The 13034-nt window shown below is 36.8% G+C and carries 13 protein-coding genes and 3 pseudogenes; 1 reads left to right on the forward strand and 15 read right to left on the reverse strand.

Going from position 1 to position 13034, the window contains the following annotated elements:
- Window positions 1-2826 (forward strand): type ISP restriction/modification enzyme (locus ACFIN0_RS08785; RefSeq protein WP_375702348.1); only part of this gene is annotated, 2826 nt, incomplete at its 5' end.
- Between the two features lie 1361 nt (window positions 2827-4187).
- Here the strand turns inward: ACFIN0_RS08785 and ACFIN0_RS08790 are convergent.
- From ACFIN0_RS08790 to ACFIN0_RS08860, 15 genes and pseudogenes are all read right to left on the reverse strand, one after another.
- A pseudogene (locus tag ACFIN0_RS08790) lies at window positions 4188-4292 on the reverse strand (transcriptional regulator); the annotation flags it as partial.
- 18 nt (window positions 4293-4310) lie between these two features.
- A pseudogene (locus tag ACFIN0_RS08795) lies at window positions 4311-4388 on the reverse strand (Killer protein); the annotation flags it as partial.
- Window positions 4389-4401: 13 nt separating this feature from the next.
- Window positions 4402-5334 (reverse strand): DMT family transporter, encoded by a 933-nt coding sequence (locus ACFIN0_RS08800; RefSeq protein WP_375702349.1) that lies wholly within the window; start codon window positions 5332-5334, stop codon window positions 4402-4404.
- Window positions 5335-5345: 11 nt separating this feature from the next.
- Window positions 5346-6100 (reverse strand): annotated as a pseudogene (locus ACFIN0_RS08805) (SDR family oxidoreductase).
- Between the two features lie 152 nt (window positions 6101-6252).
- A complete protein-coding gene (locus ACFIN0_RS08810) occupies window positions 6253-7011 on the reverse strand; it encodes an HAD family hydrolase (protein ID WP_375702350.1) in 759 nt (252 codons plus the stop codon).
- 84 nt (window positions 7012-7095) lie between these two features.
- Window positions 7096-7482: a hypothetical protein gene (locus ACFIN0_RS08815; protein WP_375702351.1), complete on the reverse strand. Its 387-nt coding sequence runs from the start codon at window positions 7480-7482 to the stop codon at window positions 7096-7098.
- Between the two features lie 294 nt (window positions 7483-7776).
- Window positions 7777-7938: a hypothetical protein gene (locus tag ACFIN0_RS08820; RefSeq protein ID WP_375607429.1), complete on the reverse strand. Its 162-nt coding sequence runs from the start codon at window positions 7936-7938 to the stop codon at window positions 7777-7779.
- An 11-nt stretch (window positions 7939-7949) separates the two neighbouring features.
- Window positions 7950-8753, reverse strand: a complete 804-nt coding sequence (locus ACFIN0_RS08825) for an AfsA-related hotdog domain-containing protein (protein ID WP_375615133.1) — start codon at window positions 8751-8753, stop codon at window positions 7950-7952.
- Between the two features lie 291 nt (window positions 8754-9044).
- Window positions 9045-9278 (reverse strand): hypothetical protein, encoded by a 234-nt coding sequence (locus tag ACFIN0_RS08830; RefSeq protein WP_375702352.1) that lies wholly within the window; start codon window positions 9276-9278, stop codon window positions 9045-9047.
- Window positions 9253-9666 (reverse strand): hypothetical protein, encoded by a 414-nt coding sequence (locus tag ACFIN0_RS08835; protein ID WP_375702353.1) that lies wholly within the window; start codon window positions 9664-9666, stop codon window positions 9253-9255. Before ACFIN0_RS08835 ends, ACFIN0_RS08830 begins: the two co-directional genes overlap by 26 nt.
- An 86-nt stretch (window positions 9667-9752) precedes the next feature.
- A complete protein-coding gene (locus ACFIN0_RS08840; protein WP_375702354.1) occupies window positions 9753-10232 on the reverse strand; it encodes a carboxymuconolactone decarboxylase family protein in 480 nt (159 codons plus the stop codon).
- A complete protein-coding gene (locus tag ACFIN0_RS08845) occupies window positions 10195-10449 on the reverse strand; it encodes a carboxymuconolactone decarboxylase family protein (protein ID WP_375702355.1) in 255 nt (84 codons plus the stop codon). The genes ACFIN0_RS08840 and ACFIN0_RS08845 overlap by 38 nt, the downstream gene beginning before the upstream one ends.
- Before the next feature lie 859 nt (window positions 10450-11308).
- Complete coding sequence (locus ACFIN0_RS08850; protein WP_246054788.1) at window positions 11309-11593, reverse strand: type II toxin-antitoxin system RelE/ParE family toxin; 285 nt, start codon at window positions 11591-11593, stop codon at window positions 11309-11311.
- The gene (locus ACFIN0_RS08855) at window positions 11586-11804 is read right to left on the reverse strand and encodes a TA system antitoxin ParD family protein (RefSeq protein ID WP_375607422.1); all 219 of its coding nucleotides are present in this window, start codon (window positions 11802-11804) and stop codon (window positions 11586-11588) included. The genes ACFIN0_RS08850 and ACFIN0_RS08855 overlap by 8 nt, the downstream gene beginning before the upstream one ends.
- A 488-nt stretch (window positions 11805-12292) precedes the next feature.
- The gene (locus tag ACFIN0_RS08860; RefSeq protein WP_375702356.1) at window positions 12293-12976 is read right to left on the reverse strand and encodes a DNA adenine methylase; all 684 of its coding nucleotides are present in this window, start codon (window positions 12974-12976) and stop codon (window positions 12293-12295) included.
- Window positions 12977-13034 lie beyond the last annotated feature (58 nt).

Here is a 13034-nt window from a genome sequence, read left to right on the forward strand (position 1 = left end):
TATAAAGAGTTTCCCAATGCTTTGAAAACCCTTATTGCGAAGAAATTTGCTATTGCGGATTATTGGGAAAATTGGGCAGGCAATGTTGCTGAGATTGCACAAAACCATATCACGCATCTCCAAAACTTGCTTGCTGATGAAAACAGTGAAGCCTTTCATGCTTTTGATGCCTTTCATAAGGAATTAAAGAACAACTTAAACAGTGAAATAAAACAAGAGGAAGCGATTGAGATGTTAGCACAACATCTTGTCACCCGTCCTGTGTTTGAAGCCTTGTTTGAGGGCAATGAATTTGTACAGAACAATGCCATTTCGCAAGCCATGGAAAAAATCTTAACAGAACTCGATAAAACGAATATCGAGGAAGAATCCAAGGAGTTACAAGAGTTTTATAACAGTGTAAGGCTTCGTGCTTCTGGGATTACCACACCACAAGCAAGGCAAAATCTTATTATTACGCTTTATGAAAGCTTTTTTGCTAAGGCATTTAAAAAGACAACAGATAGGCTTGGGATTGTTTATACGCCCGTTGAAGTTGTTGATTTTATCATTCATTCTGTTGATGATGTGTTGCGTAATGAGTTTGGAAAAAGCTTGGGATCACGGGATGTTTCTATTCTTGACCCTTTTACGGGTACTGGGACCTTTATCACACGGCTTTTACAATCCAATCTCATCAAACCAGAGGATATGGAATATAAATTCCGTCATGATATCCATGCCAATGAGATTGTCTTACTCGCTTATTACATAGCAGCGATTAACATTGAATCAACGTATCATAGTCTTATGAAAGGTGAGTATATTCCTTTCAAGCATATTGGTTTGACCGATACCTTCCGTATGCTTGAAGAGAAAAACCTTCTGCAAAAATTATTTAAAGAAAACAGTGAATATTTAGAGCATCAAAAGAAACTAAATATTGAAGTTATCTTTGGTAACCCTCCTTATTCGGTAGGACAAAAGAATGAAAACGATAATGCAAAGAACACTCCCTATCCCATATTAGATAATCGTATTCGTGAAACCTACGCTGCTCAATCCAAAGTAACGAATATACGAGCGCTTTATGATAGTTATATTCGTGCTATTCGTTGGGCTAGTGACCGTATTGATAATGCTGGGGTAATTGGTTTTGTTTCTGGTTCTGGTTATATAGAAAAGTCAACAATGGACAGTTTACGAAAATCTTTAGCCAAAGAATTTACAAGTATTTATGTACTTAATTTACGGGGGGATATTCGTAAAAATATGTTAAGTAATGGAGCTGCTCAAGAAGGAGAAAATGTTTTTGGTAATGGTAGTATGACGGGTATTGCCGTGACCTTGTTTATAAAAAATCCCAATGTTGCTGGAGAGTGTAAAATTTACTATCATGATATTGGAGATAATCTTTCCACCGCAAAAAAACTTGAGACGCTTCAATACTTTGGTAGTGTTGGTGGTATTACACGTAAACAAAGCTGGCAAATGATTACACCGGATGAACATGGTGATTGGATTAATCAACGTGATAACAGTTTTGAAACATTCTTAGCTATAGGTGTTAAGAAACCTCATGGGAAAAAACTCTTTGAAACGTTTTCCCGTGGTATTATGACCAGTCGTGATCTTTGGGTTTATGCCTCAAGCTATAAAGCTTTAGCTACCAACATGAGTAATATGATTACATTCTATAACAACGAAGTGGAACGTTTTAATAATGCTTATGAACATGTTGATCGCAAGATACGTAAAAATGCTGTAAATAATTTTGTCAATTTGGATGAAAGCAAAATTAGTTGGAGTCATAATCTCAAACGAGACTTGGACAAAGGCAAGACTTTTAACTTTGAAGGTGATTGCCTTACTCAAAGCCTTTATCGTCCTTTTACTAAGCAGTGGCTTTATTATAATCGGGATCTCAACGACGGTGTTTACAGAATGCCGCGTATATTCCCAATGGGAAAAGCGATTGATAATAAGGTAATACAAATTTCTACTGTAGGAGCACGAAGTGGCTTTTCTGTTTTGATGAGTAAGGATTTACCTAACCTTCACGCAATAGATACAGGTCAATGCTTTCCAAGATATTTTTACGAAGAGACTACAGTTTCAAAGAATAAAAACAAAAAACAATCCCATTTATTTACAGACTTTACAGAAGACAGCACAACAGCTGGTTTACAACGCCGTGATGCCATTACGGATGAAGGATTAGCGTATTTTAAAATGGCTTATCCTAATGAAACTATCACTAAAGATGATCTATTCTATTATGTTTACGGTTTGCTTCATTCAGAAGATTATCGCTCTCGTTATGCTGATAATTTATGCAAAGAATTGCCTCGTATCCCTTGTGTAAAGAGTGCTGATGATTTTTGGAAGTTTGTAACAGCAGGGCGTGAACTCGGTCATTTGCACGTAAATTATGAAGATGTAGAACCTTATCCAGTGATCTTTAAAAAGGGTAATCCAAAAGTTACAGATATCTCTAATCCCGAAAAATTCTATTATGTAACTGAAATGAAATTTGCAAAAGCAGGTAAAGAGAAAGATAAAACCACTGTTATTTATAATAGCAATATTACCATGACAGATATCCCTAAAGAAGCTTATGAGTATATCGTCAATGGTAAACCCGCTCTTGAATGGGTTATGGGGCGTCAATGCGTAAAGACTGATAAAAAGAGTGGCATTGTTAATGATGCCAATCGTTATGCTGTTGAAACCATTGGCAACCCTGCCTACCCTCTAGAGTTATTTCAGAGGGTTATTACCGTAAGTTTAGAGACAATGAAAATCGTTAAGAACTTACCAAATTTGGTATTAAAAGAAACTGAATAACTTATAAAGCATGCTCACATAATGGGTATGATAAACGCATAAGGGGTATAGAGCTTATAACCATAATCTATACCTCTCTTGTTAAGTTGATTAGATACAATCTTTAAAAAGAGTGCTTATATGCGTTATTCTAAAAAGAAGAAACTTGCACTTTTAGATACTTTTATTTGGATTGCCTTTAAGACTTTTAAGAAACCCTATCTAAAGTGAATTAAATTTTTTTACATTGCCTTTAAGAGGTTATACCGTAATCTAAAATGATAGCTTTGTTTAAAGAGAGTTATGTATATTCATTTTCTTATATTACTTATAGGTTTTGAAGGTTTCTCACACCCTCAAAATACCTTCAAAACCCCTTTTTATATATATTACAGATTGTATTTACGTGTTGTGTGTAATATAGGTTGTTTATTTAAAGCATTAACATATTGAAATATAATAACTTTTATTTTTTGATTGAAAAATAATATATAAAGGGGCGTAAAAGGAACCCTCAAAATACTCAAAATCTTCAAAACTCATAACCATAATGGTCTTGATAGTACTTCTTATGCGTTACAAACTATCTTTTGAAAAGGCTTTAAAGGAGCATATGCTTTTCATAAAGCACGTTTTAATCACTCACTAAAATAATCTATTTTGTCAGTTCAATTTACTGACACATAACTGACAGGTTTTAATCAATTCACATCATTGGTTATCTTTCAAGATTGTACTCTTGATATGGGTTATGTTTTAAAGATATTAAACTATTGAAATATAATGTTTTTAATTTTTACTCATAAAAAAAATAATAGAGGGTCTTAAAAGGAACTGACAACACTGACACGGTCTATTAAAAGAGATTTTGCTCATCTCTATAATTATCAGTTTCTATTGAGATGTTTTCATAACAGTCTATAAATCGTAATTATCCTATTTATCGTTTCTCTTATGAACATGAAAAATGATGCCATGGCTATAAAGCATATAACAGCTATAGAGAATGCATAAAAACAGCAAGGTTTTATAATCATAATGCAAATGAAAGGGTTGGTTATAAAGACCATCTCTATGAAAAGCTGTTAAGTTGCAAATGTGTTATAAAAAAAATTCACAAAAAAATTAAAATTCATTTAGTGAAAAAAACTGATAGGTTATAAAGTTAAAAATACGCACTATGAGAGCGTTTCTAAATATTATCAATGTATAGATTCAGAAAATAACGCAATCGTTTCATAAAGCCCATAATATAGCTTTAAACGCATATAAATATAAAAGAAGCAATTCATAATCATAAGATATTATCAATACACAACGTATTTAAAAAATACAAAAAAATATCAAAAAAAGATAAAATATTATTTGACAATAAATACGTATTTTGTTATATGAAGACAATACGCTAATTTTTGTATTGTTATCCCCATTTCTTCTAAAAAAGCTACTTTTAGAACTTCACTAGAATGGGCGGGGTTATGCGTCATTTGTTTTCATTCCTTTCATCAATGGTAATCTTGATAATCAACAAGCTCCACATCTGTTCCGATAAAGCGAAAAATAACACGCCAATTTCCATTCATCTTAAAAAGTATATTACTCTTTATGCGCATTGGGAACGGCTTTTCTAGATCCTAGTAAGCTGAATATATAGCCTTGTCCGATTAGAACTCCAAAAATCGTAACAAAAACGCCTATGATTTGCATGATTTGAGGGATGAAGCCGAACAGGATTTGCACCAATAAGGCTGAAATAGGTACAAAATTGAAAAATATCGCCGTCTTACCCGGACCTCGGATCGCTATTCCAATATTCCAAAATAGGTAGGCTAAAACTGATCCTGCAACCCCTATCCAAAGGAGTGCGAATAAACTAGCGCCGGACATAGACATCGTTTCTTGAAGAGGGGATTCGAATAAAAAGGTTAGGACGCCAAGGGCGACGGTGCCAGAGAGCATCGTCCAGCTTGTTGTTTCAAGCGGGGTTGCGTTCTTGACAAATGACCGCGTGCCCACGGTATAGAACGCCCAACCAATGGAACCTAAAAGAATCATAATATCTCCTTTGGCAAAGGAAACATGGTTAGACAAAAATTTCCCATTTGTTATGACTAAATAGACCCCGAACATGCTAATGAGCATCCCTATAACCCTCTCACAGGTTGGGAAAGATTTATTCATGATAGCTTCAATAATATTAGCACTAATAGGGGTTGTCGCCATGATGAGGGAGGCTGTTATGGGATTTGACGTTTGCAAGCCAACAAATAAAGCGCCATTAAACCCTGCCACACCGATAATCCCTAGGAAAATATAAGAAATAAAATTTTGCGATAAAACATGCCACCGCAAGCCTTCTTTGAAAATCATAATTAAAAATATGGCGATTACGGCAATGAGAAACCGCTCAAAAGAAGCTGTCCATGGAGAAACAGTTGTTAAAGCTATCTTAGTGGCTTGGAAATTGGAACCCCAAAAAAATGTTCCTACGAGGGTTAAGACAAGAGCTATTCTGGGCGTGATTTTCATTGGATAGATCCTTATATTTGATACCAAAGTGGAGCATCGAGACGTATAGAAGAAATTTGTGCGGTATTAGATGAGGAAAGAATAAAGTTGACCGCGGAAGCAATGTCATCTGGGTGAAGCATTTTGGCAAGATTCTCTGGAGGTATCTCTGGGAATCCTTTAAAATTGCGACGAAAATCCGTATTAACTTTATCAACTTGGATTGAACAAACACGAATATTTTGTGGCATTCCCCATAAGCGCAACCCACCACTATAGCCCTCTACAGCAAATTTAGAAGAAGAATATGAAATTAAAGAAGGATTGTATTCTACACCCCATATGGATGAAATATTTAAATATCGGCGCGAATCTCCTTTTTTAGATAGGGTAAAGTAGCAGCTATTATATAGAACATTCCTTTAATATTCACATCAAATGTTTCAGCACATTCTTGAGCATCAATTGTTTCTGGATCGCCACTATAACAAATGCTTGCTACATTAACTAAGACATCAAGACCACCAAATTCTAAGATAACCTTATGGACAGAAGAGTCAATGGCTTCTTTATCGCGGATATCAACAATCAATTTACATAAGCTTGCCGTATCGATGGAGGTTGGTAGTTCTATGTCAATGATGTCTGCACTTGCTACCTTATGACCATTTTTCAATAAGTTTAGAACAATTGCTTTACCGATGCCGCGAGCGCCTCCTGTGACTAAAATACGTTTCTGTTGTTGTGAGTAAATTCCGGTCGTGTTTTTTATCATTTCGTTTAGCATTTTCTATACCTGAAGTTGTAATCATTAATATTCAGCTAGTTTATTTTTAGCCATGCATTATGTATTACTGTATTATGTTTAATGTATTGAGTATTATTAAATTGTTTAAATAATAAGATAGCCTTAAAGTTTATTGTGATTAGGTTGAATAACTAAAGAACTGATATTTCATGTAAAGACGTCTCATTAAAAGGAAATACCTTTTTAGAGGAGAATGCTAGAGTTTGTGATTCTTTAGGTAGATTTAAACAGCGCCAACCATGCTTGTGAGCATACGCCTCAAGCAAAGGATCGCCAATAACAGCGACAGGATGACCTACAAGCTTCAGCATATGCTCATCGGAAATATCATCACCGTAGGCCCAGCAGTTCTTAAGGTCACCACCATGTTTTTCAATAAAATCCTGAATCGCAAGCGCTTTTCCAACGCCGATCGTTTGCGGAGGGACGAAACGGCCATTATATTTTTGCCCATCATGCAATAGTTTTGTGGCCAAGATGTAAGGTACACCTAGATGTTCTGCAATGGGGACTAGAATTTCTATAAAAGAGCCGGATACTAAGACCGGCTCAATTTTTTGGCTATGATGGGATTTTAGTTCTGTTCCTACTTCTTGGATTAAGAAAGTAGGATTAATCAACGCGCGCTTTGCCCAAGTTTCTGCACATCTTGTTACTTCTGCTACAGCACGTCCGGCAAAAAATTCATAAAAGCGACGGTTTATTACGCTGCGCGGACTCTGGTTATCATGGTGTGCACGTAAAATAGCAGTAGTATCTGCATATTCCTCTTGGTGAGCGTTGGTTGAAAAACTTAGCCAAGATTTATACCAGAAATCGTGGAAAGCGAGCATACTCTTGCTCCGAATAAGGGTGCCATCTACATCGAAGAATGCATACGCAAGGCTCATTGTTAATTTCTCCCTTCAAAAAAAATTAAATACTTTATAATGTTGTTTGTTCTTTATAAGCATGGATATGATTTATTCGTAATATTAATCCTTTGTTGTGAATTCCCAGAAACCTGTTTTTTTGAGCTTTAGCTGCGCGTGGACATCCCCTCCTAAGCCATACCATCCGATCGCACCGCCTCGATTCATTTGATAACTCATCCAAAGCAAGACGATATTTACTATTCGATTAGCAGAGGGATCGTTCACAGATGGAAACGGATTGGGTAATATTGCTTGATAAAAGGCATGCCCATCAGCATCTGCCAGTAGTATATTGGGAAGACCAAGTGGGCCGGGTCGTGTAGGTGCATGGGGATTCAGATCATGTTGCCGTAGTGCCATAATTGTGTAAAGACTGTTAGGAATTAACCCCAAAAATTCAAAACGAAAATGTCCTGTTCGTTGGTCGTTAGGGACGGAAACTTCCATGGATCCTTTCGCTTTACACCATTGTTCAAGGGTTATCGGCGCAGTAATCTTTCTACCATCTTGGTTTCGAGCGTCTGGTATTGGTACTTCATGGAAGCCATAGCTTGGCAGATAAATATTTTTCGCATTGGGGCATTGCGCTGGTGCAAATATTACTGGATAATTATTGCATGGTAATGGTAAGGGCAGAGTATGTAATACAAGAGAGGCATCACTACTAGAAAGAGGATCTGAAAGTTCTTTTATGATATCGTAGGGAGCATTCTTGCCGAATTCAGGAGTTACAGTAGAGGTTTATACCAAAGCTCTTCCCCACTCTGAGGTAAGTTCTCCATGGGAATTCATGCGATTTATTTGTCCAATAACAATAAAATTTCCCTTTTCATCCATTACTTCGCTCGGGGGATAAGTCGGTCCTTGTGTAGTCAAACTTAGTTCGTACATTATTGTTTTCATAGATAATGCCTCTACGCAAGATAAACATTTTCAAGGTTCTCAGCTTTCCGCGAGACAGAGTCCCTACCTGTTTGCTTGTTAAGAAATTTAATCGCTTGTTTGTGTTCATTCTTCTTTAGTTTTTCTGCATGATAAGCAGTAAACTGAAAGGAAAGAGTAGCGACGCTCGTGTCGCCTTGGTTAACTGATATAGTTATATCGAAGTGAAGGCGAGATAATCTGGATATATCGCTAGAGTTAATTCGATAGTTAAAAACAACGTCAAGAGGGAATACAAACCCTGTAAAATTGGCAGCCAGGCTATTTAACACAAAGTAATACAGCTCCGTCCAGTTATCTCCGATAAAATATTCCTCAGTAACTGCTAAAAACATTTGACGAGCTGCTTCAATCAACACCATACCTTGTATATGTTGTCCAGTTTGATGATCATTCATTAGTTCTGACCGTTCATCCAATATTAAGTGAGATTCAAAATTATGCTCATCTAAACGTTTCGGGTGAGAGATAATCGCATTTCTGATGTAGTGCTTATGACTTTGCAGGCGGCTAACGCGAAGTGGACGCTGTAGTAGAGGAGAAATATCAATCCCGTGGGCTGCGAGTGGATATAGTCCTTGGTCATAAAGAGCTTGAGCTTGAACTTCTGTTAACCCTTGACCGCTAACAAGTTGACTATTACTAGGTAAATTGGCAAAGGAATTTGTACGTATCATCTCTAAAATTTCCCCAAAAGTCTTAACGTTTTCATGTATACTAAATTCATGAAATTTATTGCCAACTATAAAAATTTTCTTATTAGATGTATTTTTCATTGTGCTCCCTGCCTCAAAATTATAACTAATTTTAACTCTCTTTTTATATCTCTTTGATTTATTTGAAATAAAAACATACTCTTCATAAAATTATTATATGGCTTTAAAAATCGGTAACTACGTTATTGATCAAATATAAGCAAAAATTTACCAAAATAATTACATTACTTAAAACATACATGGCTTTTCGGTAATATTATAGAAGAGTAAGCGCTCATTTTTAGCAATCACTACCCTCCACTCAAACCAAAAGCTGCAGCTTAGTTTTACAGCTGTCGCCGTAGTTCGTTGTTAATTAATAAAGCGTTTGTAAATTTTTGTATAAAGTCCACCTTCTCCACCCATGATAAAATTGTCTCCGGCCTTTTTAAATATCTCTTGATAGCGCGGAGAAGAAAAAAGGCTCTTATAGATCTCAGGATCAACAGAAAAACCGGAGAGAAACATAACACCCAGCTCTGTACTAATGATGGAATGATAAGCAATAAACTCTTCAACCTCAGATGCCTTGCGTACTAAGGTCAAAAATAGTTTTGTCTCGCCATTGGCGGTAGGAGGTAAAACGGCTTGGAGGAACCTCAATATGACGCAGCTGCAGATACGGTGTGCTAGGCAAAGACTGCTTGAGCACTTTTACCGATTCAACATAGGTCAAAAGTTGACGACGAAAGTCGTTCACAAGATTTTCTCCCAATAATTTTAATTCAAGCTCCCATATCCCCGGCAAGCTCTCAATCTGTTTTAATGAGGGCAAGGCTCTCAACTGCAGAACAGTCCTATTATCAAGAGATACAAACACCGTAGCCTGCTGCTCAGATTTTTCTGCTGTGATCTGCCTCCATTTCTTAGCTACTGTAAGAGTTTGGTTTTCTTTAGGATATATTTCTGTAATTAAAAGATACGGTGTAGACATTAAATTCTCCTTGAAATTAAGAAAAAAATTAAATTCGTAAGTATCACGCTTTTGATAATAATGATGTTGCTGGCAAATAAATTTCTCTATGTCTCCTTGCGTGAGGCAAAAACTTCTTTAGCAATTTCAACGACATTAATCGCTGCAGGAAAGCCTGCATAAGGAGCAATGTGAATTGCTAATTCAATCACCTGTTCGGGCGTGCCACCTACATTAAGCAGACCCTGTATATGCAGCTTCAGCTGTGGAATCGCAGTTCCTAACGCTGCCACCGTTATAATTTCCCGTTCAAAGAAGTTGAGGATATGCCGTGTGTAGATATCACCAAACCCAAACTCAACAACAAAACGAGCTAAGTCTGGAGCAATGCTACCCAGTGTCTTAATAATCATTTGTCCATCGGGGCCATCAATATGTTCTAGTGCCTTCAGTCCAGATTCGTAGCGATCCTCGCATACTAATGGCGAGCCGCAACTAGATATGAAGTCTAGTTGCTTTTCATCAAAGACCTCTTTTGCAGCAAAAACACTATTTAAGGCTGCTGGAAACCCTGCATAAAGTGCCAACTGTATCCATTACTTCAATCAGCTCAGCAGGACTACACCCAATATTAAGAGCACTGGTAAGGTGGAATTTGAGTTGCCGTCTTGCATTACCGAGAGTTGCAAAGATGGCAACGGTGGCAAGCTGCCGAATACGGCTTGTTAAGTGAGGTCGCTCATAAATTTCTCCATACACAAAAGAGATGATGAATTTTGCGAGATCAGGGGCAACATCGGCCATTTCTTCAAGAATTGAAGGGATCTCTAGCGTAAACGCTCCACGCCCAATTCATAAGCATTTTTCTTATAATTTACAAATGTTTGTTCTTGCATGTAATGGCCCCCTCCCCACGGAGCCTTAGTTGGATAAGGCTTTTACTTTCCTTAAAAACTAAACCTTCAATTAAAATGCAATACCTTATCTCCTCTTGCGGACTTGCATTGCATGAATCGTTATTGTGCTTTAATATCCTAGTCAATTATTTTTGTAAATTTATTTTATATTATTTTTCATTTTTTACATTATAGGCAATCTTTATGAAGCTGATAGTAAGGGATTTTTCTATGGCATTAATATTACGTTGATGCAGCAGGCACGTGTAGCCTTTCCAGACGTTGTACTTAAGACTGAGCTAAAATTAGCAAATTAAACCCTTCTTATTCGTATTTGCGCAAGAGAACTGAGGTGTAACTTGTTGAGCGTAGAAACACCATGCATGATTATGTGCGCATTGAGCTATAGGACTTAATTGTATTTAGTATTTTGCGGCTTGAATTTACCGAGGAAAGTGCGAAGCGTTAAATTTATAACAGATGCTACTGACTTACCTCTAATCTAATAAAGTTCTATCATGACAAAGCCATTTGTTGGGGTGTACGGAAGAGCTTTGTTTTTAACTCAAGTTAGAGGTATGTAATAGCAGATGAGTGCAGTACTCCTTTGCTGCAAAGTCCTCCAATCGGTTTAGCTAAAAATATTATGCCGCAATTAGGTGCCCAATATAGCTTGATCATGTCTATAAATTTTGGTTTAATACCTCTAGCACTGGAGAACTTTAGTAAAATTAATGCTGTGTGCCTCTATCAAGTTGTAAAATATATTATGCTTTAAGATCTCGGTAAAAATTTTCATGAGAGCCAAGTGCTAACAAGGTCAAAGTAATCGTGTGATCTTCATAGCTGTAAGCAAGCAGCGTCAATTGCTTGGCCATTTTAAATTTATAGACAAAAACACCAGAAAGATCACCTGTTTTGGCTTGACCAATGGTGGGCGTTTTCATAATGACGCGAACAGCTTGATCTAGATCTTGTTTTTGGTTGGCATGCAGTTTTTTGACAGTTTTTTTAAATGAATGGGTTTGTAAAACTTGCATAGATTCAGCCAAATTCGAATGCTGTTACATCGCCATGTGCATTTTCTTGTTGTCCAAGTAAGATTGCTTGAATAAATTGAAAGGAGAGATCTGGATTTTCTTCGGCTATTTTGCCCATACGCGACCAATATTCAATTTGCTTAGGAACCGAGCGGCTATAAACAGACGCGTAACGCTTAGCCTCATTAATGAGATCATCAGATAGTTTAACAGTTGTAGCCATGACTATACTCCTACCTTACAATAAGGTGGTAATATAGTTCAAAAGGCGTTAAAAAGCAACCTTTGAAACACAATAACCCTAGCAGATCTCTAACACAATTCCTTCTCTCACAGCCATCTTTCTTAATATCTGAAAGAAGAGAAAATAAAAGATAAATTTAGAACTAAATGATCGAGAATAAGCTCTAAAAAGGTTCGGGATAGGCAGAAAATAAGTTAAAAGAATCAACGGAATCAAAATTCCCGAACTTCTATATAATCTATTGATTTTATATAAATATAGCATTCCTACCCCCTCCGCCACAGCACTTTTGTCGTGCTATAAATTATTGATTCTATATGTCTTGTATGTAGCTTGTCAGCAGGTTTTGCAGCAATTCATTTTTAAAATTCACGTCTTTTTTAAAAAATTAAAGGGGTTTTCAAAGGGTCTTCAAAGACCTTTCAAAGATCATTTAAAGACCCTTTAAGGCAGCTTTTTCTCCTTTGCTAAAAGTCGCAATTTGAGATGATGAGCTCTTGAGCTGGAATTGGATTATTTGAACTGCATGTATAAGATATGGTGACCTCTTTTATCTTAAATGGGCTAAAGCTTTTGCGAATCTCCGGCACATCATTGAGTGACAGAAGAAACTTTCCCTTTAATTGTGCAAGCAGTGTGGACATCCTCTGATAATCCTCTCGCTTAAACAAATCCTTGCCATAGTAATCCTCAACACCCCAATAAGGCGGGTCAAGGTAAAACAAGATGTTGGGACGATCATAGCGCCTAATAAACTCAAACCAATCTAAATGTTCAATGGTCACACCTGCTAAACGACGGTAAATAAGCTTTAAGGAGGCTCCAAGTTTGAGACTATTAAACCGTGCACCACGGTGTGGATCAATTCCAAACGTCTGTTTTGCCACTTTGCCACCAAAACTCAACCGCTGCAGATATAAAAACCGCAATGCCCGCTCTAAATCTGTCAGGGGCTTGGGATCTTGGGTGCGTAACCGTTCAAACGCCTCACGGCTACTCACCTGGAACTCCAACAGATCCATGAAAGGGTAATAATGGCGTTGCAACACCCGAAAAAAATTCACCACATCACCTGAACGATCATTGATCACTTCATATAAAGGAACTAATTTTCTCCTTAAAGATACAACGTATTGATTTATAATGATAATCTATCGTTATTCATATTGAATGAGAGTCCCGAATAACCTAAGATTGTCTCATTTTAAA

This window comes from Bartonella sp. AA89HNZF (genome assembly GCF_042196905.1).
In the GTDB taxonomy this organism is placed as follows: Bacteria; Pseudomonadota; Alphaproteobacteria; order Rhizobiales; family Rhizobiaceae; genus Bartonella.